This window comes from Paenibacillus dauci (assembly GCF_000971985.1).
Lineage (GTDB): Bacteria > Bacillota > Bacilli > Paenibacillales > Paenibacillaceae > Saccharibacillus > Saccharibacillus dauci.
This window is the reverse complement of the sequence record NZ_LAQQ01000001.1, coordinates 411606-434317: the sequence shown is the minus strand read 5'-3', so window position 1 is coordinate 434317 and position 22712 is coordinate 411606. Positions and strand designations below refer to the sequence as shown.

General features: G+C 47.6%; 18 protein-coding genes and 2 pseudogenes. 15 read left to right on the top strand and 5 right to left on the bottom strand.

Annotation, left to right across the window (positions count from 1 at the left end):
• Nucleotides 1-126: 126 nt before the first annotated feature.
• Entirely contained in the window at nucleotides 127-495 is a 369-nt protein-coding gene (locus WH46_RS09295; protein WP_017812377.1) for an iron-sulfur cluster biosynthesis family protein, read from the bottom strand.
• 322 nt (nucleotides 496-817) lie between these two features.
• On the opposite strand from WH46_RS09295, the gene WH46_RS09290 reads away from it, so the two are divergent.
• Entirely contained in the window at nucleotides 818-1276 is a 459-nt protein-coding gene (locus WH46_RS09290) for a hypothetical protein (protein WP_046226511.1), read from the top strand.
• Between the two features lie 157 nt (nucleotides 1277-1433).
• Here the strand turns inward: WH46_RS09290 and WH46_RS09285 are convergent, their stop codons facing one another.
• Nucleotides 1434-4574: an Ig-like domain-containing protein gene (locus tag WH46_RS09285; protein WP_052714175.1), complete on the bottom strand. Its 3141-nt coding sequence runs from the start codon at nucleotides 4572-4574 to the stop codon at nucleotides 1434-1436.
• Nucleotides 4575-4625: 51 nt separating this feature from the next.
• Nucleotides 4626-5684 (bottom strand): pectinesterase family protein, encoded by a 1059-nt coding sequence (locus tag WH46_RS09280; protein WP_046226510.1) that lies wholly within the window; start codon nucleotides 5682-5684, stop codon nucleotides 4626-4628.
• A gap of 249 nt (nucleotides 5685-5933) precedes the next feature.
• Between WH46_RS09280 and WH46_RS09275 the strand changes: the two genes are divergently transcribed.
• The 10 genes and pseudogenes from WH46_RS09275 to WH46_RS09230 all read left to right on the top strand — a co-directional run bounded on the left by WH46_RS09275 (nucleotide 5934) and on the right by WH46_RS09230 (nucleotide 16946).
• Nucleotides 5934-6806, top strand: coding sequence for a helix-turn-helix transcriptional regulator (locus WH46_RS09275; RefSeq protein ID WP_046226509.1), 873 nt, complete (start codon nucleotides 5934-5936; stop codon nucleotides 6804-6806).
• A 361-nt stretch (nucleotides 6807-7167) separates the two neighbouring features.
• Nucleotides 7168-8502: a branched-chain amino acid transport system II carrier protein gene (brnQ, locus tag WH46_RS09270; RefSeq protein ID WP_017812372.1), complete on the top strand. Its 1335-nt coding sequence runs from the start codon at nucleotides 7168-7170 to the stop codon at nucleotides 8500-8502.
• Between the two features lie 211 nt (nucleotides 8503-8713).
• A complete protein-coding gene (locus WH46_RS09265) occupies nucleotides 8714-9610 on the top strand; it encodes an aldo/keto reductase (RefSeq protein WP_046226508.1) in 897 nt (298 codons plus the stop codon).
• 333 nt (nucleotides 9611-9943) lie between these two features.
• Nucleotides 9944-10939: a Gfo/Idh/MocA family protein gene (locus tag WH46_RS09260; RefSeq protein WP_046226507.1), complete on the top strand. Its 996-nt coding sequence runs from the start codon at nucleotides 9944-9946 to the stop codon at nucleotides 10937-10939.
• Nucleotides 10940-10951: 12 nt separating this feature from the next.
• Nucleotides 10952-11155 (top strand): annotated as a pseudogene (locus WH46_RS09255) (carbohydrate kinase family protein); the annotation flags it as partial.
• 213 nt (nucleotides 11156-11368) lie between these two features.
• On the top strand, nucleotides 11369-11866 hold the full coding sequence (locus tag WH46_RS09250) for a hypothetical protein (RefSeq protein WP_046226505.1): 498 nt from the start codon (nucleotides 11369-11371) through the stop codon (nucleotides 11864-11866).
• Nucleotides 11863-14283, top strand: a complete 2421-nt coding sequence (locus WH46_RS09245) for a molybdopterin-dependent oxidoreductase (protein ID WP_046226504.1) — start codon at nucleotides 11863-11865, stop codon at nucleotides 14281-14283. Before WH46_RS09250 ends, WH46_RS09245 begins: the two co-directional genes overlap by 4 nt.
• An 87-nt stretch (nucleotides 14284-14370) precedes the next feature.
• Nucleotides 14371-15498, top strand: a complete 1128-nt coding sequence (locus WH46_RS09240) for a TDT family transporter (protein WP_046226503.1) — start codon at nucleotides 14371-14373, stop codon at nucleotides 15496-15498.
• A 228-nt stretch (nucleotides 15499-15726) separates the two neighbouring features.
• Nucleotides 15727-16452 carry an SDR family oxidoreductase gene (locus WH46_RS09235; protein ID WP_017812365.1) on the top strand — a complete coding sequence of 242 codons (726 nt, stop codon included), beginning with the start codon at nucleotides 15727-15729 and terminating at the stop codon, nucleotides 16450-16452.
• Nucleotides 16453-16514: 62 nt separating this feature from the next.
• The gene (locus WH46_RS09230) at nucleotides 16515-16946 is read left to right on the top strand and encodes a MerR family transcriptional regulator (protein WP_052714174.1); all 432 of its coding nucleotides are present in this window, start codon (nucleotides 16515-16517) and stop codon (nucleotides 16944-16946) included.
• Nucleotides 16947-17135: 189 nt separating this feature from the next.
• Here WH46_RS09230 and WH46_RS09225 read toward each other — a convergent pair whose 3' ends face one another.
• Nucleotides 17136-18605 (bottom strand): glycoside hydrolase family 1 protein, encoded by a 1470-nt coding sequence (locus WH46_RS09225; protein WP_046226502.1) that lies wholly within the window; start codon nucleotides 18603-18605, stop codon nucleotides 17136-17138.
• A gap of 326 nt (nucleotides 18606-18931) precedes the next feature.
• Between WH46_RS09225 and WH46_RS24240 the strand changes: the two genes are divergently transcribed.
• The 4 genes and pseudogenes from WH46_RS24240 to WH46_RS09205 all read left to right on the top strand — a co-directional run bounded on the left by WH46_RS24240 (nucleotide 18932) and on the right by WH46_RS09205 (nucleotide 21590).
• Entirely contained in the window at nucleotides 18932-19276 is a 345-nt protein-coding gene (locus WH46_RS24240) for a hypothetical protein (RefSeq protein WP_069202832.1), read from the top strand.
• Nucleotides 19219-20052: pseudogene (gene yidC, locus WH46_RS09215) on the top strand (membrane protein insertase YidC); the annotation flags it as partial. The gene WH46_RS24240 and the pseudogene yidC, both read left to right, overlap by 58 nt.
• 405 nt (nucleotides 20053-20457) lie before the next feature.
• A complete protein-coding gene (locus WH46_RS09210; RefSeq protein WP_046226501.1) occupies nucleotides 20458-20904 on the top strand; it encodes a CidA/LrgA family protein in 447 nt (148 codons plus the stop codon).
• Nucleotides 20901-21590 (top strand): LrgB family protein, encoded by a 690-nt coding sequence (locus WH46_RS09205; RefSeq protein WP_046226500.1) that lies wholly within the window; start codon nucleotides 20901-20903, stop codon nucleotides 21588-21590. Before WH46_RS09210 ends, WH46_RS09205 begins: the two co-directional genes overlap by 4 nt.
• Before the next feature lie 248 nt (nucleotides 21591-21838).
• Here the strand turns inward: WH46_RS09205 and WH46_RS09200 are convergent, their stop codons facing one another.
• The gene (locus tag WH46_RS09200; RefSeq protein WP_046226499.1) at nucleotides 21839-22657 is read right to left on the bottom strand and encodes a ZIP family metal transporter; all 819 of its coding nucleotides are present in this window, start codon (nucleotides 22655-22657) and stop codon (nucleotides 21839-21841) included.
• Nucleotides 22658-22712 lie beyond the last annotated feature (55 nt).

Here is a 22712-nt window from a genome sequence, read left to right as displayed (position 1 = left end):
TCCCAAATGGAACACCATTGGTCAACCAATAAATCAGCATCCATTATCGAAAAAGGCATCGGTATAAGGGAAGTTAATCTCTTATACCGATGCCTTTTATATTAGAATGAATTTCAAATATTATTATTAACGCAGTGCACAGGAGTTGGAGGCGGTGCTGGCAGGAACATCCATGCCACGTAGATCTCTGATTTTGACATTGCTGCTGTATAGCATGGAATCACTACGCAATTTGAAAGAAGTGAAGTTAGGCTCTGCATCCAGATACATGGCAGCTTCAAAATAAATCTCGTGCTGACGGTCGATCAAAATAGGCAGGGAATTAGTCTCGATCACACTATCGTTGGCATCCTGCTGATCTACAATCAGGAGTACCGGAATACCATCACAACCACAGCCTTCACCAGTATCGTACAGTAATTTGTACATACCTGGTTGTTCGCCAAGACTTGCTTTTAATTTCTGATCTGCGAGTTCGGTTAATTGGATTCTCATGATAATCACCGGTCCTTTTACATTTAATTTATTAAAATTAAATTTTTTACAATATTATTATAGCATGAATATAAATTGTATACAATACATTATTTATCTTTTAGTATTCTTTTATTTCTAATCATATGTATTACCCGAGCAGACAAATAGTCACACAGCAGCAATCATATCCTGTTCGAGTCATTTTGCAGTATAATAGAGCAGCTGACGCTTCTGGTGAAGAGAATCGGGTTATTAATACTATTATGATTACATAGCCATAATGTTACAAGTATCAGCTTATCATGGTAATGGAACGGATAGACGGGAGAGGATGTTGCCTATGAAAATAACAATGGATTACATACGGGGCTATCTACAGGGAGTTGCCCAACTGAATATGATGGATAACTGTGCGCTCGATTATGATTTGGATGAGATTCCGGCGATTGGCACATTGGTAGAGAGTGTTTGCGGGTATATGCAGCTAACACCTGACCGGGTAAGTCTGGATCGGCTGCAGGATTGGCAGGATCATCTGCTGAAAATGCTGCCTGGCTGGCTATATTATCGCTGGCGCAGCGCGGATGCCGCCCAGCAGGGAGTCATCCCCTTCGATCAGGAGCATGGAAGCCGTCATTTTATACATATTCTCAAAGAAGGATTGTCGAATGTAGGCAATGTGGTAACTGTATTTAAAGTAACCAGTACACCGGATTCCTTTTATGAGCTGGAATGGGACGATTATCTGTTCTTCACCAATGGCAAGCTGTATCTGCTGCATTTTGGCATGAGTGATTAAGATTCGATATTAGATCACTGAGGCATAAGACAACACTATATACCGACCAAAAAAAGAAAGTCCGGCAGCGGATTTTCTTTTTTTGCATATGAAAAGCACCTACCGGATAGGTTCTGGCAGGTGCTCTATACTATAATACATGATCATGCGCTTGATTTCAGGGCTGAATGGGAGAATGGATAGAGACATTATCCAGGCTCAGATTGCCTTTTTCCTGTTCCGGCGTCTGGGCAGTAAAAGTAGCAATGGTAGCAACTTTGTTCATAAATGGAGCTTTTTTGGCCACCAGCTGGTCGTTCATGTAAATGTCTGCAGTCTGACTGGCGATATCGGCAATAACAATAATACGATACCACTTCCCTGGCTGTGGTATCTCGTCACCAAGTGGGCGTACTTCCTTGGAAGAAGCATAATAGGAAAAGCCCTGCGGACCGGCGTTAATAGCGACAGCGGCATAACCACCGGGTGTATTTAGCAGCTGCAGCATTCGGTCATAGGAAGCCTTTTCGTTCAGCTGAATACGGGTATCGAGTATAACTTGGCCGGTCTGTTCCTTGAAACGCTTGGTGATCCGGGTAGTCTCTTTACCACTATCCGAGAGAATCAGACCCTGACTGCCCAGAGCAGGATGTTCTGCGGATGACATATCTGCAGAAGGGGTGAGATTGCCAATCAGCACATGATACTCGTCCGTACCTGGATGTGCCGGTTCCAGCGTATAACCCGCTGGAGGAGAGCCGGCTGTATCCTGCTCAAAATCATCCAGTGCCCAGTAGGCAGTCACCGGTTCTCCGGAAGTCATTGCAGCGGAGACAGGTGCCGAAGGCAGACTGCTATTGGCTGCGTTGACTGCAGTGACCCGGTAATAATACAGCTGTCCTGTAGCAGCTGTATTGTCTGTATATTCCGTCGGTTGTACTTTGTCGGCGACAATGGCATAACGTCCAGTCTCGACATTGGCACGCTCAACAGTGTACGTATCGGCTTCAGCAACTGGTGTCCAGCGAATCTGGATACCTTTATTGACGGCTGTACCATACACATTATCCGGTACAGACGGCATATGTTCCAGATTACGTATGGAAATATCGGAAAATTGCGCAGTATTGTAATTGTGAATCTCGTTATCGATCGCTGCAGCATCAGCGGCAAAACCTGCATAGACCGTATCCGGCATATCAGGCAATGTGACGGAGCCAGCCTGAATCCATTCTTTTCCGTATTGGGAGAGAAAAGCATAGACTGTATCTCCGGTGCGTACCAGCTTCATATAGCCCGGAGCGAGAAAGTCTTCGGTCTGCTTGTCGACAGCTTTGGCTCCGGGATTCAGACGATGAATAAACCGTCCGGCCTGACCGTATTTGACGGTAGATTGGGTTAGTGCAACCATCTGTGCATCAGCATCCAGACTGCTGCGGATCATCATGCCTGCCTGGGCATTATTATCGATACGTGATTGACGATCTATTCGTGATATCATTTCAAAATCGCCGGTTAACTTCTGATAAGTGAGCGAGAAGTCATCTCGCCGCTGACTGGTACTCAGGGAATCGCTTTCTCCATAACGACCGCTGCCGCGTACGATTAGATGGTCTGCCCAAGCTGTCGCTGTACCGTGTACACCGACTTGACCAATATCTGCTGTGGTCCATGGGTCATCTGCTTCAGGTCCGACCACATGCAGGGTAATCGTTGAGCTGCTGGTAGCAGTGCCTGTATTATCTACTGCTCGGGCAGTTATATAATGTGTTCCTTCCGGTACGGCATCCCAGCGATACTCATAAGGCGCAGTAGTATCCCTGCCAATCCGTTTGTTACCGGCATAGAAATCGACGTTTACGATACTGCCATCGGGATCATAGGCGTCAGCTGTTACCGTCAGCGACTGATTGGTCTGAATCAGCTGGTCTTTCTCCGGGGTACGGATATTGACTACTGGATTTAATGATGTATCATGGTCAGCCAGTTCGTTCAGATAATTCTCCAGATACGTATATCCGTCTGTACCCATCAATAGACTGTCCGAGGCATCAGTCGGATTCAGTCCTCGCTCGATCTCCCAGCCATCCGGTATACCATCATGATCCTGGTCTACAGGAGCAGCAGTACTTAGCATCTCTGGATAGCCGCCTGCTTCGGCAGGTGAGTTCAGCATTCTGCCACTGCGCTGGGATACTTCGTTCATAATGCGCGCATCGATCGAATCGCGCTTGGGCAGCGTCGCACCGGCTTCTGCCAATACCGATACATAGGCCTGCTCTGCGCTCTCGGTCTGAATCGGATTAGGCATTGCTACCGGTTCGTTCAAGCGGGATGCAGCAGGGGCATCCGGCATACTAAGCCAGTTATTTGCTGTTAGTTCCGGATATCCGTCCACATGGTTACCATCAATATACCACTGGCTGGTAGCGGACGGAGTATCCCGAATCATACCGCGTACGCTGCGGGCGGTGTCAGGACCATATTTGTAGTAATTACCGACTATATTGGCTGCAATATTTTCACCGCCATAAGTCGCCATGAACTGCCAGTTATAAATAATATTATTGCGAAAATCGACTGTATCGCCGGCATCACTGGCAAAGCGCGGATTCCGGCTGGCATTATGAGCGATCAGATTATGGTGAAAGGTAACATTGCGTCCACCCCAGATTCCGCCGTAACCATGCCGTCCCTTGGAATGATGGGACATGAGCATGCTCTCGGAGGCGATAGACCATTGGACCGTCAGATTCTCGTTCTGGTAGGGGGATAGTACTTCGTCTACCGAATTACTGAAAGAACAATGGTCAATCATGATATTTTGGTGTTTGCGCAGCCCGAAAGCATCACTTTCAGTAGAATGGGCATCGCCCAGACGAAAGCGCATGTAGCGAATAATCACATTGTCGCTATCAATTGTCGTATCATAATCCAGCACGGCAATCCCATCTCCCGGTGCAGTCTGTCCGGCAATCGTCAGGTTGGAACCCTTGATTTTGAGCGGGGATTGAAGATGGATATTGCCGGAAATTCGGAAGATAATCGTACGATTGCCTACGGATACAGCATCACGCAAAGATCCGGGTCCTGAATCATTCAGATTGGTAACTTCATAAATGCTGCCTCCGCGTCCGCCTGTTGTATACATGCCGCCACCTTCTGCGCCGGGAAAAGCAGGAAGAAGTGCACCGATTGCAGATGCGTTATCCGTTGGGGGAATCGTCTCTGCAGCTTCGGCAGTAGCAGGAATCATCATCGGGACAGCTACGGCTGCTGCCAGCAGGGAGCGTGTCCACCGTGAAATCATAGGGATCATTGGATTCTCCTCTCACTTGATGAGTATGATCTGCGTTAAATCATTTTCTGATCATTTTGCAGGGTTCCATCCGTCGTTACCAGCGAGCACCGATGAGATGGTAATGGCCGCTGCTTCACTGGAAGAAAGGAGTTTGGACCAGCCTACTCTTGTACCGACAGCACCCGGTCCTTTGCTGTTATATTCCGAATAGCGGGCAGTCTGCTCGTTGGCTGCATTGCCCCAATTGTTCCAGCCTTCGGGCCGGATATGACTGTCCATCGTAGTATTGATATAGGTGACCGAGCTGTATGGGCGCCATGGACGTCCCAGATGTACCGAGGCATTGCCAACTGCGCTACTACGTGTCAGCTTGCTGTTCAAAAACACATAGCCATATGGCTGCTCGACAGGTGTAGACGCGGCAGTTATGTAGCCATTGCCCAGACTTTTCAGCTCGCAATTATTGAATACCGCTGTAGCACTGCCAAAGACAAAGTCTACGGTGCCTTCAATATAGCAGTTCTCATAATATTGTCGTCCGCTACCAGGTGTATAAAGCGTATCCTGATGGCCCAGCATCCGCACATTTTTGAATATCGCCCGATCACCGCGCACGTACAGGGCTACTGCCTGTCCGGCATCTTTGCCGGCAGTATTGGCAAATGTAATATTCTGCGCTGTAAAATGATCGGACATAACAAAGGTGCTGGAACTATTAGTTGTTCCGCCAGCAGATGCGGATGTGTCGCTGTACGTAAGAATCGTACCGGTAGCACTCTCACCGGTTAACGTAATATAAGGCTTATCTTTTGGAAATGTAATCTTTTCTCGATATGTTCCATTTTTGACGTAGATAGTCACGGGTGATTTGTTACCGCTTGCAATAGAGTCGATGGCAGATTGCACCTTACTGTACTGGCCTGATCCATCCTGGGCGACAGTAATCGTTTTGGTCTGACTGGCTTCGGCGACTAGAGAGGAGGTAGCTGGCTGATCCTGGGCCTGGGTAGACTGGACAGGCAGCAGTGATAACCCGACTGCGCATGTGCACACCAGAATCATTGATGTATTCCAATAGGATCGCTTGCCAGCAGGACGAGCAGATGGTTGCCATAATTTCAATTTCATACTAATACAACTCCTTTGGGATAAAAGAATGCAAAACAGATTGTACCCTGCTGGATTCCGGAAGACCTGCAGGTGGGAAATAGCCAATATAACCATTAATTTACAAGTGATCACAGAGCCATTATAGTACAAGTAAAACAAAGAAATTTTGCATTTCTTGTCTGGAATACGCTTACATTTTGCTTTTGTTGTCTTTTAGTGGAGTAGGAAAGGAACGAATAGATTGTAAAAGCGCAAGGAGGAATGAAGATGGAGACTCTGGAAGCAGTTGGTTATAGTGTGGATCCACAGGAGAGTATGCGCATTCATTATTTGAGGCAGATTGGCTACAGCGCTATGCCACGTTATCATTCCCATGCCAGCTACGAGATTTTTTATGTACAGGATGGAGGGAGAACCTACTTTATTAATGAGACGGCTATTCATGCAGCCAAAGGCGATCTGGTTTTTATTTGTCCTACCGATCTGCATCGTACCGTCAGTACAGATGCGCTATTATGCGAACGGATTCTGGTTAATTTCACCGAGGAATTTATTCGTGAAGGGGGTGGGCTATTGTTCCCGCTGCAGGAGCTGGGACGCGATCCGCTCTATCATTTGCCGTTCGAAGAACAGCATGCCGTCCAGCAGTGTCTGCAGGAAATGCTGTCAGAGATGCAGCGTCGGGACGCCGGATACATCGAATACAGTCGCTGTCTGCTCACCGGGCTTCTGATTCGTTTGTACCGGATAAGACGGCGAGAGCATGGTCAGCCTGCTGCAGTAACATCAGTTATACATCCCATGGAGACCAAAATTACCGAGATTGCCCGCTATATCAATGATCACTTTGATGAGCCGCTGACACTGCAGGGAATCGCCGAATTGTTTTATATCAGCCCATCGTATCTGTGCCGAATCTTCCCACGGATTACAGGCTTTCATTTTCGGGAGTATTTGCAGACGATTCGGCTGCGTGCAGCACGTGAGCTACTGCGTCATAGTACGCTGAGTGTCGCCATGATTGCCGAGCGAACCGGCTATGCACATACTGCCAACTTTAGCGTGATCTTCAAAAAACTAACTGGCTGTACGCCCAGTCAGTATCGGATCATGAACCGGCAGAAGCGGAATATACAATAGCTGACTCCTGCATTGTGATGCCGGGCGCACGGATAAAAGGTCGGATCGATAAAGATTATTTTGCAATTCTCAATAATTGTCATTGAGGCATCGGGCAGAGTGGGTTAAAATATAACCTTATGCGTGAGATATACTTTAATCACATTGATCTGGAGGCGGCAAAAGGAACGGAGCAGCAGTTAATCAGGCGTTAGTGTACATATACACATCGGCGCGTTGAAGCGGAACAGCTGTATCTTCCGTAAATGAAAAGAATTTCGAACGCATGGCATCCGGCACCTGGAGCACTGTAGGAGTGGAGAGATAGATCCGGACCGGATGACAAATAGAATTGCATAGCGATTTATCGGAGGTTCGTTCTTTGGAGAAAAAAATACCATTTTCATTCATCGTAGTTATTGGATTAATGCTGTTTGCGCTCTTTTTCGGTGCAGGGAATCTTATTTTCCCAACCATGCTGGGTCAGTCTGCCGGAACCAACTTTTGGCAGGCCAATATAGGCTTTTTGATTACAGGAGTAGGACTGCCTACCCTGGGCGTGATTGCGCTGGGATTCTCCGGCAAGGATGATCTGCAGTCGCTGGCAAGCCGGGTGCATCCTGTATTTGGTCTTATATTTACGACTGTACTATACTTGGCGATTGGTCCGCTGTTTGCTATTCCACGGACCGGTAATGTTTCGTTCGAGATTGGTGTCAAGCCATTCCTGTCTGCGGATTGGTATACGACAGCTGCAGCTATTTTCTCGATTATATTCTTTGGAATTACCTGTTTCTTCTCACTGAATCCGGCGCGTATTGTGGATATTGTCGGTAAAGTTCTTACCCCCATCAAGCTGACCTTTATCAGCGTGCTGGTTATTGTAGGACTGCTATATCCTATCGGTGGATTCCAGGCTCCAACCGAGAAGTATATGACACATGCGCTGTTCAACGGATTCCAGGAAGGGTATCTGACCATGGATGCGCTGGCAGCTTTTGTATTTGGTATTATTGTCATTAATGCGATCCGGGAGCGCGGAGCAACGAGCCGCAAGCAGATTGTTACAGTTTGCCTAAAAGCAGCGTGTATTGCAGCACTGATTCTCTCGGTTCTGTATGTGGCGCTTTCCTATATTAGTGCTTCCAGTGTGCAGGCTTTTGGCTATCTGGAAAATGGTGGTCAGATTCTGGCGAGAATGTCCAGTTATTATTTTGGCACATCCGGCGGGATCTTCCTTGGTCTAATGATCACGATTGCCTGCCTGACAACCAGTGTGGGTCTGATCACTTCATGTGCATCGTACTTTCACAAACTGCTGCCGCGCTTTAGCTATAAAAAGCTGGTAGTTGGTCTGTGTCTGTTCAGTGCGGTAATTGCGAATATCGGACTGAATGAACTGATTACCATTTCGGTACCGGTTCTGACCATTATTTATCCACTGGCGATTGTACTAATGTTCCTGACATTTTGTCATTCCCTGTTCAAAGGAGAGCGACTTGTATATCAGGGCAGTATGCTGCTCGTCTTCATCATCAGTCTGGCAGATGGACTGAAGGCAACTCCATTCCATCTGGCAGCACTGGATCATTTTCTGGAAAGTTATCTTCCGATGTATACAATTGGTCTCGGCTGGATTCTGCCGGCGATCATTGGTGCGGTAGGAGGATATGTAATCAGCATTATCCGCAAGGATTCTTCACTGGTTAATTCCTGATTAACAGCCGCCTTCTATGGTATATCTCACTGCCCGGACAGTTCTCAGAGCTGTTCGGGTTTTTTGTCTATATATAAATCCGGTCAAAACTACTATTTTCTTATCAATTAGGGTAATACATAACGTACAGCAGCTTGGAACATACAGCATGGCACCATTCTGGGAGTTGGTTACACACTCCAGACCACATAACCGGAGGAGGCTATACATCATGGAAAAGCGTAAATATGGCAATACAGATATGCAAGTAAGTGTACTCGGATTTGGCGGTTCGGAAATTGGAAGCGGTGTCTCACAGAGTGAAGTTGATCAGCTTTTGCATAGTGCACTGGATGCAGGGCTGAATATTATTGATACAGCAGAATGTTATGGAGATAGCGAGGAGTTGATCGGTAACGCACTGGCAGACCGGCGTGATGATTATTATCTGTTCAGCAAATGCGGTCATGCAGCCGGCTTTGAAGCGCCTGACTGGGATCGCAATATGCTGGAACAGAGCATTGATCGCAGTCTGCGTCGTCTGCAAACCGATCATCTCGATATGATCCATCTGCATAGCTGCTCGGAAGAAGTGCTGCGCCGGGGAGAAGTGATTGAAGTGCTGCAGCGTGCCAAGCAGCAAGGCAAAACGCGTTATATCGGTTACAGTGGAGATAGTGCAGATGCACTGTACGCGATTGAGACAGGAGTATTTGACAGTCTGGAGACATCTGTCAACATTGCCGATCAGGAAGCGATTTCCTTGACGATTCCGGGTGCACGTGAGCGTGGTATGGGCATTGTTGCCAAACGTCCGATTGCCAATGCAGCATGGACACGGGAGCAGGTAGAACCGCAGGATTATGCATTTGTGTACTGGAACCGGCTGCGCGATCTGAATTATACATTCCTTCAGGATAAAGATGTACAGAATAGCATCAAGCAGGCATTGCGATTTACCCTGAGTATTCCCGGTGTGGATACGATGATCGTTGGTACAACCAAGCCTAATCGCTGGTCTGAAAATGCAGCTCTGATCGCGGATGGCGTATTGTCGCAGGAGGAGTTCGATCATATCCGTCAGCGCTGGTTCGCTACTGCCGAATCGGAATGGGTTGGACAGATTTGATATGAATGCATAACCTACAAATATAATCGTTGAAGCAGTGGTGCATTTTGTATCTGCTGTTGGCTATATCCAGTCGTATAAGAATGAGCTGGTATATCATATACAACGTATGGTTATAATAATTACCAGTATTAGTTATTACAGAGTCTTTCGGTCGGCTGTGCAAGCAGGATCTGCACAAGCAATCGAAAGGCTCTGTTTTCTGTGCGCAGGAAAATCCATACAGCCTGACGACCGCAACAAATTCCTGTATAATTACTATCTGTATAGGTATATTTTGAAAGGCAATCCCTTAAAAGAAAACTATTCTCAAATAGACGGGTGGTCACAACAATGCAATCAACAGGTTTGGCATTTGTAGGTGCAGGTTTTCATGCAACAACAAATATCTATCCGGCAGCCGTAGCGGCAGGAGCCGAGATTCAAGCAATCGCAACACGCAGTCTGGAGCGCTCACAACAGGCATTGCTGCGTTTTGGAAGTCAGGGGCAGGCTTACGATCGGTATCAGGATCTGCTGGATAACGAGCACTATCGCAATATTGTGATTGTAGCCCAGCCGGAAGATCAATTTCAGATGACCATGACTGCTCTTCAGGCAGGCAAGAATGTATATACCGACAAGCCGCTTGGATGGAATGCAGTACAGGCCCAGCAGGCTGCCGAAGCCGCTGCAGCCAGCGATTCCATATTGATGGTAGGCTTTATGAAGCGTTATGCGCCCGTCTATCAGCAGTTGAAAGAATTGATTGACCGTCGCGAATTGGGACGTGTACGTTCTTTTCAGATGAACTTCGCGGTAGATGGCACTCCTTTTTGTAAAAATGAAGAGCAGTTTATCAAACTGGCTGCTATTCATATGGTAGATCTGATTCGCTATCTGTTCGGTGAAGCAGTCGATGTCACCGGTCTGAGTATGGATGAGCAGGGTCATCTCTCGCAAAGTATTTCATTGCGTATGGAAGATGGAGTCATTGGCAGCGCCTACTTTACGAGTATGACGGCATGGTCGCGGGAGAGTGAACAGGTGACGGTCACTTTTGAAAATGGCTTTGCCATTGCTCATGAGATTAATGAACTGCGTATACATAAGTCGCTGGTAACAGACGATCTGCCCTGGAAATCACTTCAGGAACAAGATACTATCTATACGCCATCTGCGACACCGATGTCGGGCAGCTATCGTGATCTGTATCTGCGTGGTTTTGTTGGCGAGATGAATCATTTTATGGATTGCTGCAATCAGGGAACAATACCTTTGTCCAGCGGTCAGGACAACATCGCTACAATGGAACTCTGTGACCGTATATTGAAAGCGCTGGCTCGCTAAGCAGGAAGTTGTCCGACATTCCAGGTTGAAGCAATGAATACGACAGGAGCAGGGGATACGTTTAATGCTGCATTAATTGGAGTAGCGCTGACCGAAGGGAGCTCGCTGCAGGGCATTCTGCAATTTGGTAATCGTGCTGCTCCCCTCTCGATTACCAAATTGGGAGCGCAGGGCGGTATGCCAACATATGAAGAAGTGAAAGCTGCGCCCTCCTGACTGAATAATCCACTCATACTCCAGTAAAATGGAGCACTTATAAATAACCGGTAGATCTGCCGCAACAGCAGCAGATCTACCGGTTATTTTTGCAGGAATACATATGTAGAGGTATGCATATTTAAAATTTGGGTAATGGCTTATGACCTTGTATAAATATTACGATCCTGTGCAATGCCTTATTTTGGCTCTGCCTATTAGAGGAGGTACAGCATGAACCCATTATTGCCTTATTGTGAAGCCTTGTCAGAAGATGTTAATCAGGTGCTGGAGCAGACGGCTCCAATGAAGCATCCACTTATTGAACTTATTCGTTATTCGCTTGAAGAACAGCAGGAAGCGCTAAAAAAACTGATTCCTGTATTGACCGCCGATTTGGAGCAAATACCGTCCGACGATAACGCAAGTCATCAGCAGTCATCAAATTCCGATCAGCATCCCGATCAGCCTGCATTGTCTCTTGATCAGATTCGTCCCTACCTATCGATCTTGTATCAGAATAATGAAGTGGCAGAACCGACTATGCGGGCATGGGTACGGGCTGTCCATTGGATACCTTCGTTTGAGACGGAGCATACCGAACAGATTCGTAACCGGTATAAGCATATGCGCGAGCAGCTGGATGAGATTGCTGTGAATCTGCGCGAAATTTATGGTCAGGCAGCGATCAAGTATGTCGTGCCGACCTTTTATCTGGAGGTAAGCCTATGAGTTGGCAAAAAGAACGTATAGATATGAACATATACAGTCAGGGTGAAGTCGACAAATGGGTGTACAGCACATGTAATATTTGCTCAATCGGCTGCGGCTGCCATATTGCAGTCAAAGACGATAAGATCGTCGGTATCAAAGGTAACGGCCAGCATCCGATTAACCGTGGACGGCTCGGTCCCAAAGGCGAAAATCAGTGGTACGCCAACAATAGCTCCGATCGTCTACTGACACCGCTGATTCGTCGCGATAATGGACAACTGGAACCTGCAAGCTGGGAAGAAGCGATGGAACTGATTGTCTCCAAAGCAAGAGAATCCCTGGAGCGTCAGGGCAGCAATAGTATTGCGATCTATTCTACGGGTCAGGGATATCTGGAAGACTATTATACGATTGCCAAAATCGGTCGTGCCGGTCTGCATACTCATCTGCTGGATGCCAATACCCGTCTCTGTACGGCAACTACGGAATTCTGTCTGCTGCAGTCCTTTGGCGCGGATGGAACACCGGCTTCCTTTGATGATGTAGACGTAACCGATACGCTGATGCTGTTCGGTCATAATGTGGCGGAGACCGGTACGGTTCTGCACGAGCGGATCATGCAGCGCAAGCAGCGGGAAGGCAAACCCTACATTATTGCGGTTGATCCGCGTCACACGTTGACTGCCCGCCATGCGGATCTGCATCTGCAGCTGATTCCGGGTACGAATGTGGCGCTGCTCAATGGACTGGTTCATCTGATGATCAAGAACGGGAATATTGATCGACAGTTTGTCGAACAGTATACGATTGGGTTTGACGAGATGCAGCAGTCGGTTGCTGACTGGACGCCGGAAAAGACTTCAAAAATCACCGGTATTCCGGTGGAGCAGCTGCATGAAGCCGCCCGGGTGCTGGGAGAGACGCCATCCATGGTAACAACGACTTTGCAGGGAACGTTCCAGAGCGCAGATGCTACTACTGCCTGCGTAGCCATCAACAATATGCATCTCATCCGCGGACAGATTGGCAAGCCCGGTTGCGGACCACTGCATATGGCGGGTCAGCCCAGCTCCTCTGCCAATCGTACAGCAGGTGGAGTGGGTACCTATCCGGCTCAGCGTAATCCGATGAATCCGCAGCATCTGCAGGAGATGGCCGATCTATGGAATGTAGACGAAGCGACACTGCCGGCTGGTCCGGAAAAAGGAATCGAAGAGCAGCTGGATATGATCGAGCAGGGCAAAGTTACTTTTTTCTGGAATATTGGTACCAATCCGATGGTATCCCTGCCGAACCGTCGGCGTGCTCGCAAAGCGCTGGAAAGCATCTTCGTGGTTGTTCAGGATCCATTCCTGACCGAGACGGCCAAAGTGGCGGATGTCATCCTGCCTGTCGCGCTCTGGGGAGAGAAGGAAGGCACTATGGAGAATGCCGACCGGACAATCAATGTATTGCGCAAAGCCGTAGAAGCACCACAGGGTGTCAAAAGTGACCTGCAGATTCTGATCGACTTTGCCCGTCGTATGGATCTCAAAGACAAGGATGGTCAGCCGCTGATCGGTTACTCGACACCGGAAGAATGCTTTGAAGAATGGAAAACGGTCTCGCGCGGACGTCCATGTGATATGACCGGCATGACCTATGACAAGCTGGAGCAACATAACGGTATGCGCTGGCCGGCCAATGAACAGCATCCAACAGGAACCCCGCGTCTATACAGCGATTACAAATTCCCTACGGATGCAGATTATTCCCAGAGCTATACCAAGGATCAATTCAGCGGCCGCGCATTAAGCCGTGATGAATTTGTCAGCAAGCAGGCAAATGGTAAAGCAATCCTGCATGCTACCCGTTATCTGCCGCCGACTGAGCAGCCCAATGAAGAGTATCCAACCTGGCTTACCACTGGACGGCTCGTATGGCACTGGCATACCCGTACGAAGACGGCCCGCTCGCCGTATCTACAAATGGCTGCGCCAAATGCCTATGTAGAGATTCACGAAGAGGATGCAGCCGCATTATCCATCGTGCAAGGAGAGGTCGTACGGATCAGCTCACCACGAGGATGGATCGAAGTACCGGCTCGTATCGGTACAGCCGTACAAAAAGGACTGGTCTTTGTACCATTCCACTATGGTAGCTGGGAAGGTCATGAATCCGCTAATGATCTCACTGCCGATTTTACCGATCCGCTGTCCAAGCAGCCGACATTCAAGCAGGCCGCCTGCCGGATTGATAAACTGCGCAAGCAGCATATTGTGGTTGGAGAAGAATCAGCAGACTATATTGCCGAGCAGTACCAGCTTACCGTCGAGCATCTGCTGCAGGCGAATCGACTGGTCACCCCTTATGATATCCAGAGCGGACAGACACTGGAAGTACCGATTTCGGTCGTTAATGCACCGATTCCTCCGTATATTCCACAGCGCGGATAGTGCAACGTGCAGTACAGGAATACGGGAGTACACTACCTTGGTGATGTGATATACTAGAGCTTATATCTGTTATAAAGGAGAATCACTATGCTGATTATTTTGCTGCTGTGCTGCATGATTGTGGGTCTGGTCGCATTTAGTGCAAATAAAAATCTACATGTTGCACCCACTGCAGCGGGCAGCATTGTTATGGCGCTCGGTATTTTCATCCAGGGAGTATGGCAGCATATGTCCGGACAGGGACCGCATAGTCTGATGACCAGACTGCTGGTAATCGGTACGGCTCTGATCTGGTTATATTTGCTGGTAAGTTATATTGCTTCGATCCGTCGATCCAGCTTTTACCGGGATCATCTGGCTGATCCGGTACAGCGGTTTGCGATCGGTACCTGGGTGGCAGGTACGTCCACGCTGCTGATTAATTTATTTGCTTCGTTTGGTGTCTACTGGGTGCAGGAGACGATTCATATTATAGCTGTGCTCAATGCAGGGCTATGGTTATTTTTATTGTATTTTATGTGTCTCGGCTGGTACCAGATTTTGCTGCAAAAGCAATATGACCGTATTCATGGTGTATTGCTTCTGTCAGCCGTGTCCACGCAGTCAATTGTACTGCTTTTTCATCAAGTGTTCAGTAATGGGTATGTAGCATTCTGGCTTAATCAATCCATGATTGCGCTCGGATTATTATTTTATCTAATCAGTGCTTCGCTGATTCTGTATCGTTATAGCCGCAGACCGGAGCGCCTGATAGCAGATTGGACCGATACGAACTGCATCCTGTACGGTGCGCTGGCGATTACCGGTGCAGTCGTTCAGGCAACCCATGCCTGGAGCGATACGGCTATTCTGATACTCTGGTGGATAACGCTGCTGATTCTGATCGCGGTAGAGTGTACGGAAGGGCTGCGAGCCATTCGCCGAATTCGGCAAAAAGGCTGGCGCCATGGTATTGGCATCTACAATACAGCACAGTGGACTCGGCTATTCACACTCGGAATGTTCTATTTTTTCACGATGCGTACCGAACAGCTGTATGTGGAGCATACCGGTTCGACTGTAGCCCTCGGCATCCATCGCTGGATTCTAAGTGGTGGCGCCTGGATCATCAGTATTCTGCTGATCATTGAGCTGGTCCTCTGGATTCAGGCGATGATAGTCCGGCGTTCCAATCGGATTGAAGCCGATAACCAGCATTCTTCAATGGTCGAATAAATAGGTAAAAAATCAAATAAATAAAAAAAGATCGTGCATACTCTTTCAGGCAGAAAATCAGGGCTGTACCAAGGCCCGCAGCAGACGATTTCTGCTGCATCGCAAAGAGTCATGCACGATTTTTTTATTATTTTGGCAAAAGGATGCTTGACTTGGAGTGTACTCCAAGTTGTAGTCTTGCTGTAGGCGGCCGCCAGATGACACTATATAATAGAGGAGACGGTATAGATGACACAGGAACAGACAGTTTTGATTACAGGTGCCAATAAAGGAATCGGTTATGAAGCAGCGAGACAGCTGGGACAAAAAGGATACTACATTTATCTGGGAGCACGTCAACCTGCTTATGGACAGCAGGCAGTAGAGAAGCTGCAGAGCGAAGGTATTCAGGCAGAGTATGTACAGATCGATGTAACCGATGTAGCGACGATTCATAGCGCAGCAGAGCAGATTCGCCAGCGGTCGGGATCACTGGATGTGCTGATCAATAATGCAGGTATTGCAGCAGGCAGCAATGCGCCGAGTGAGGAGGCAATCGAGGATATCCGTAAAGTCTACGAAGTCAATGTATTCGGCGCGATTCAGGTACTGCAGATTATGCTTCCTTTAATCAAAAAAGCGCCGCAGGGACGAATCGTCAATGTATCCAGTGGTCTCGGTTCGCTCGCATTCAATAGTGATCCGTCGCATGAACATTATGAAGCCAATTCGCTGTCGTATAACAGCTCCAAAACAGCACTCAATGCAGTAACGGTCATATTTTCTAAGGAATATAAAGAAACTCCGATCAAGATCAATTCAGTAGACCCCGGCTATACCGCAACCGATTTGAATGGAAATAGCGGTCCACGTACAGTGGAACACGCTGCGCAAACGGTAATTGGTCTGGCGCTTATCGACGAGAATGGACCTACCGGTCAATTTTATGATGAGAATGGACCTATTCCCTGGTAAACTATACACTTACAAGGTAACACTTATTCAGGAAAATATTGTCTGATGAGAGGATGAGCAGGATGATTGAAATACCGGATATGCCCATGACCATACGTGAGGCTGCTGAACTAACGGGACTCAGTGAAGACACACTGCGCTATTATGAACGTATTGATCTTCTGCCACCCGCAGAGCGCAAGTCAAATGGACACCGTTTTTATACGGCCGAGCAGGTACAGAGCATTATTTTCATGACCCGGCTCAAATCGATCGGTATGACATTGGAAGAAATGAAAGAATTCCGTGCACTAGTTAGCCAGGGAGAGAGTACACTGGAACAGCGCAAGACGATACTTAGACAGCAGTATGAACATATCAGCAGTGAAATCCGGAGACTGAAGGATGTGCAGGAAGTGCTGGAGTATAAGCTTAAGCACTATGATCGATTATCCGCTAATCCACAGGTGGAAGATATGGGCTGTGAGCTTCCGAACCCTTATCGAAAGCAATAAATAGGGTATGGTTGCGTATTCCTTTTCATCATATGAATAAAAGAAGAGATTTGCCTGAACTGCGGTTTTCGCGTGCAGTATCCTACAAGCTCTTCCTATCGATTTGCATATCCAAAAAAGAAGCCGCCCGGATGGAACCGGAAGCGGCTTCTTTTTGGATGGCAGAGTATCAATGCCGGGAGTATTGGCTTACAGCTGCTCGCCATTGCTGGCGATAACCTGCTTGTACCATGCGAAGGAATCTTTGCGGGAACGGGCGAGTGTACCATTGCCATCATCATCCTGATCAACGTAGATGAAGCCGTAACGTTTGGACATCTCGGAAGTAGACATACTTATCAGATCGATTGGACCCCATGCTGTGTAGCCCATCAGATCCACGCCGTCTTTGATAGCTTCTTTCATCTGCTCGATATGCTTGCGCAGATATTCGATACGATAAGGGTCATGTATGGAGCCGTCTTCTTCGACTTTGTCATAGGCACCCAGACCATTTTCGACGATAAACAGTGGTTTTTGATAACGATCATACATCGCATTCAGCGTAACACGTAGACCGATCGGATCGATCTGCCAGCCCCAGTCGGAGGTCTCCAGATAAGGGTTCATGACACTGCCTACCACCAGGTTACCGGCAGCTTCGTTGTCACCTTCCGGATTCTCTGCAACGGTGATACTCATGTAATAACTGAAAGAAATATAATCGACTGTATATTGTTTCAGCAGCTCGTCATCGCCGTCTTCTTTTTGCAGGACGATATTGTTTTCTGCAAAATAACGATCCATGAATTTTGGATACTCACCGCGTGCATGAACATCGGTAAAGAACAGATTCATCTGGTTAGCCAGCTGCGCCTTACGTACATCCTCAGGATTACAGCTGTTCGGATACGTCTCCATACGAGCCAGCATACATCCGATCTGAGCATCCGGAATAATCTCGTGACACAGTTTGGTAGCGATAGAGCTGGCTACAAACTGATGATGCAGTGCTTGATACATACCCTGAAGTTTATTGTCCAGACGGTCAACAACCACACCACCGCCGGTAAATGCACTTATTGTGATTACATTGATCTCATTGAATGTCAGCCAATATTTTACTTTGTCCTTATAGCGTTTGAATACGGTCTCCGCATAGCGTGTAAAGTGATCGACCACTTCACGGCTTACCCAACCGTTGTATTTCTCTGTCAGACCCAGCGGAGTCTCATAGTGAGAAAGTGTAACAAGTGGCTGGATACCATGTTTGAGCAGTTCATCGAATACATCATCATAGAATTGCAGACCTTCCTCGTTAGGCTGCTCATCGTAGCCATTCGGGAAAATACGGGACCAGTGAAGGGACATGCGGAATACTTTAAAACCGAGTTCGGCAAACAGGGCGATATCTTCTTTGTAACGATGGTAGAAATCGATACCGTCACGTTTTGGGAAGCGTGCTTCGAATTCGCCGCTTAGAATTTTTTCGATGCGCTCGGAAGTAATCTCCATAGCATGGGAGATTTCTTTGCTGCGTTTTTCTTTTGGAATATAGGCGATCATGTCCGCACTGGACAATCCTTTTCCGCCTTCATTATAGCCACCTTCGAGTTGATTGGCAGCTGTTGCGCCGCCCCAAAGGAAGTTTTTCGGAAAACCCTGGATTACATTGGACATAGATATAACCTCTTTCTGTTGGGAAGTAGTGAGACCGATCAACCAGATCATACGGGATCATTATGGCTCCAAGGCAATAAAAAAAACCTAAACCGGAACAAAAGCAGCATCATACGACGCCGGTTTCGTTGCCAATTTAGGTTTTGCCTGCTTCACCAGTAACAATCCTGTTTTAGTTGTACCTCCACATTGTATATCATCGAAAAAACGTTTTCAAGTTTTTGTGGATGTTCACTGTTTTGACTATGATCATGTCGATTTTTGTCTTATGCATTTGATTTGGATAGAGTATAATAGCTATATTATGACATAAGGAGGTGAAGACTTTGGCCGAGTTCCATGATTTGCTCCCGTATCTGCTATCCATCGGGCTGATTCTGACAGTGGGTTACGCATATATTGCCCACTTGTATTGCGGCATTACCGAATTCTGGACAGTAGGCGGCAAATCCCGCCAGCATTATTTCTATCCGCTGATTCTGTCCATCAGCAGCCATCCTGCACCACTGCGCCTTTCGCGCATGATACGCAGGAAAGAAGCGCCTGATGATGATAGTTCCGATTGCACCACCTCGTTGATTGCCGGTATGAACCATCAACGAGGAGGAACAACATGGAAACGATCAAAGGATTCACATTTACGGGTAAAAGAGGCCGTCTGCTTGGCCTGATATTGGCATTGATGATGGTAGTCTTGCTGTCCGGCTGTGGCACGGGCGGAGCTACCGAGATTCACTCCGACACACCGGGATTTTTTAATCATTATGTAGTATTCCCGCTATCTTACAGTATGCAGCATATTGCTTCATGGTTTGGCGGAAGTTACGGGCTGGCGATCATTGTACTGACGCTGACCGTACGATTTGCGCTGATGCCGCTGATGATGAGACAAGCCAAATCCCAGCAGGCGATGAAGCAAAAGATGAATGTCATGCAGCCGGAGCTGGATCAACTCAAGAAAAAATACGAGAACAAAACCGATACGGCCTCCAAGCAGCAGCAACAGCAGGAAATGATGGAGATTTACAAAAAGCATAGCTTCAACCCGCTGAATATCGGCTGCCTGCCGATTCTGATTCAGCTGCCGATTCTGTCGGGGATGTATACAGCTATCCGGTTGACGCCCGAGCTGTCGACCCATTCCTTTCTCTGGTTCAAGTTAGGGCATCCCGACTGGATTATGGCGATTATTGTAGCGGTACTGTATTTGTTCCAGGCCAAGGTGTCCCAGGTTAACATGACGCCCGAGCAGCGCAAGCAGTTTGCGATAATGGGGTATGTGTCACCGATTATGATGGCGTTCTTCTCCTTTAGCGCACCGGCAGCGATGCCTTTGTACTGGATGGTCAGCGGATCATTCCTGATTCTGCAGACGCTGTTATTCCAGCGTATGTATCCGACTCAGCCAACAGCAGCTATTGCCGATGTAGCAGTATCTTCGGCGACGCTGGATGCTGCTTCAGCAGCTCTGGAACATGAAGCCGAACGAATCGCGTCTCCTGCCCGTAAGCAGGGGAAAGGCAAAAATAAATCTTCCCGTTCCAAAGGAAAATCCGGCAAACCAGCATCAAATGCCAAGTCTGCCGGTGTCTAATAATAGATCTGAGTGTCGGCAAGCGACCCAGGCAGATCGTTGGTGTCCTGATAGACTAATTATGACTATTTTGCGGGAACATTAGATTTACCCTTATCCATTTCGAATTTAAAGCCATCCTATATTTGTGAGGATGGCTTTTTTTGTGGAAAAATATACATACCTATTGCGCAATAACGAGTATATTTCTGGTAAGCTATACGTATATAGATACTCATACTGTGATAGAGAGAATACAAGAGTGAAGGGAAATGAATCATGAAAGTCATTCTGATTGTTGTCCAGATCATGCTGCTATACGCCATTTATCTGGTGGGCAGCTATGTGCAGGCGTGGCTGAATTTGCCGATCCCCGGCAGTATTATCGGCTTGCTGCTGTTATTTGTTTTGCTGTTATGCCGGGTGATTCCGGTCTCATGGATCGAGAAAGGAAGTACTACCATTTTATTTTATCTGCCGTTATTTTTTATTCCGGCAACGGTAGGGGTTATGAACCATCTGGATCTGTTCGCAGGCAAAGGATTACTGCTGGTTGTAGTAGTCATTGTCAGTACGATCCTGACTATTGCAGTCGCTGGACATGTAAGCCAGTGGCTGGCAGGAAGACCTGGAGCACACACTGCCGAGAAAAAAGTGCTATCTCAGGGACAGCCTGGTGCCAGTAGAAATAGTGTTCAATACCGGGAAAAGGAGACTCGGGTATGAACATCATGCTGAGTGCAGGTATTGTCGTATCGACTGTATTCATTTATGTTGTCATGGCTATGATTTACAAAAAATTCCGCTTGCCGGTGCTGATGCCTGCACTGACGGGAACCGCCATTATTGTAATCGTGCTGATTAATCTGAATATTCCTTATAGTACTTATATGAAAGGCGGACAATGGATCAATCAGCTACTCGGGCCTGCTGTAGTAGCGCTAGCTTATCCGCTCTATAAGCAGCGACATCAGCTGTTAAAGAACTGGCTGCCTATTGTCGGTGGATCGCTGGCTGGTGTATTTGCAGGGATGCTCAGCGGTATGCTGCTTGCGCTGGCACTGGGATTCAGCAAGCCGTTTATTTTATCCATTGTCCCCAAATCGGTGACGACGCCAGTAGCGATTCAGATCGTCAACCATTTGGGAGCAGACTCTTCGCTCACTTCGGTATTTGTTATGATTGCGGGATTTACCGGAGCAGTATGTGGAGTCTATCTGCTGCGTCTGTTCCGGATTCATCATGTGATTGGCAGCGGAATCGCGCTGGGCAGCTCGTCCCACGCTCTGGGAACGGCAAAGGCTCTTGAAATTGGAGAACAGGCGTCTTCAATGAGCTCGATTGCGATGACGATCAGTGCCATTGTTGCTTCTTTTATCGCACCGGTTGTAGTATGGATCGTATTTCATTGAGCAATTCCATCTAATGAACATTATACCTAAACAAACAAACGGCAAGCTCTTATTCTCTGGAGCTTGCCGTTTGTTTGTTTAGATAAGGTACAGTGTACATTATTGATCTGCTCATTCATGTTAGTTGACTATCGTAGTATTCTTTTAACATGAAATCGTTAACTTCATCCTTTTTTATTTCCTGATTCTGCTGATCAGTAGATTATTCATAGGGTCATGCATGAATGGCAGCTTATTTTTGTATATCTTCAGCCCAGCGCTACATCCAGAATCATCATTACAGTAAATCCAATCATCAGGCACATGGATGCAAAATCCTTGTTGCCTTTTTCCTGTGAGCCGGGAATGACTTCTTCAGCGACAACAAAGATCATGGCACCTGCAGCAAAGCACAAGGCATAGGGCAGCAGCGGATCGATCAGTGTTACGGCCAGCACACCGAGCACTGCAGCTACAGGCTCGACCATTCCGGACAGTTGCCCATAGAAAAAGGCTTTGCGCCGACTCATACCTTCGCCGCGCAGCGGCATCGATACCGCCAGTCCTTCGGGAAAGTTCTGAATCCCGATTCCGATAGCCAGTGCCACTGCTCCTGCAAGTGACTCGGTAGAAGTACCATTCGCTACTGCACCAAAGGCGACGCCGACTGCCAACCCTTCTGGAATATTATGAAGAGTAATCGCAAATACGAGCAGTGTACTACGGCGTTTATTTTTGGTACCCATGCCCTCTGCCTGATTGCTGGCAGAAGAGGGATGAAGATGCGGAATAACTTTGTCTGCTCCCCACAAGAACAACCCACCCAGCATAAAGCCTACGGCTGCCGGAATCCAGGCAGGAAGCGAACTGTCTTCCGAAGCCATCTCCAGCGCCGGTGCAATTAATGACCAGAAGCTGGCTGCGATCATCACTCCGCCTGCAAAGCCGAGCATCCCATCGTATACTTTCTGGTTCAGATTCTTGGAGGTAAAGACCAGAGCTGCACCCACAGCAGTCATTCCCCATGTAAATAATGTTGCCAGCAGGGCCTGCATTACAGGTGTGAGTCCGGCAAAGAAATCGATCATATGTAGCTGTCACGCTCCTCGTCGTATGGTCATATCTAGAGTATACATCCTACTG

What these genes read in the sequence shown, in the direction of transcription:
- WH46_RS09295 (WP_017812377.1), bottom strand. Translation starts at nt 495, where the DNA reads ATGAGAATCCAATTAACCGAACTCGCAGATCAGAAATTAAAAGCAAGT.
- WH46_RS09290 (WP_046226511.1), top strand. Translation starts at nt 818, where the DNA reads ATGAAAATAACAATGGATTACATACGGGGCTATCTACAGGGAGTTGCC.
- WH46_RS09285 (WP_052714175.1), bottom strand. Translation starts at nt 4,574, where the DNA reads ATGATCCCTATGATTTCACGGTGGACACGCTCCCTGCTGGCAGCAGCC.
- WH46_RS09280 (WP_046226510.1), bottom strand. Translation starts at nt 5,684, where the DNA reads ATGAAATTGAAATTATGGCAACCATCTGCTCGTCCTGCTGGCAAGCGA.
- WH46_RS09275 (WP_046226509.1), top strand. Translation starts at nt 5,934, where the DNA reads ATGGAGACTCTGGAAGCAGTTGGTTATAGTGTGGATCCACAGGAGAGT.
- WH46_RS09265 (WP_046226508.1), top strand. Translation starts at nt 8,714, where the DNA reads ATGGAAAAGCGTAAATATGGCAATACAGATATGCAAGTAAGTGTACTC.
- WH46_RS09260 (WP_046226507.1), top strand. Translation starts at nt 9,944, where the DNA reads ATGCAATCAACAGGTTTGGCATTTGTAGGTGCAGGTTTTCATGCAACA.
- WH46_RS09250 (WP_046226505.1), top strand. Translation starts at nt 11,369, where the DNA reads ATGAACCCATTATTGCCTTATTGTGAAGCCTTGTCAGAAGATGTTAAT.
- WH46_RS09245 (WP_046226504.1), top strand. Translation starts at nt 11,863, where the DNA reads ATGAGTTGGCAAAAAGAACGTATAGATATGAACATATACAGTCAGGGT.
- WH46_RS09240 (WP_046226503.1), top strand. Translation starts at nt 14,371, where the DNA reads ATGCTGATTATTTTGCTGCTGTGCTGCATGATTGTGGGTCTGGTCGCA.
- WH46_RS09235 (WP_017812365.1), top strand. Translation starts at nt 15,727, where the DNA reads ATGACACAGGAACAGACAGTTTTGATTACAGGTGCCAATAAAGGAATC.
- WH46_RS09230 (WP_052714174.1), top strand. Translation starts at nt 16,515, where the DNA reads ATGATTGAAATACCGGATATGCCCATGACCATACGTGAGGCTGCTGAA.
- WH46_RS09225 (WP_046226502.1), bottom strand. Translation starts at nt 18,605, where the DNA reads ATGTCCAATGTAATCCAGGGTTTTCCGAAAAACTTCCTTTGGGGCGGC.
- WH46_RS09210 (WP_046226501.1), top strand. Translation starts at nt 20,458, where the DNA reads ATGAAAGTCATTCTGATTGTTGTCCAGATCATGCTGCTATACGCCATT.
- WH46_RS09205 (WP_046226500.1), top strand. Translation starts at nt 20,901, where the DNA reads ATGAACATCATGCTGAGTGCAGGTATTGTCGTATCGACTGTATTCATT.
- WH46_RS09200 (WP_046226499.1), bottom strand. Translation starts at nt 22,657, where the DNA reads ATGATCGATTTCTTTGCCGGACTCACACCTGTAATGCAGGCCCTGCTG.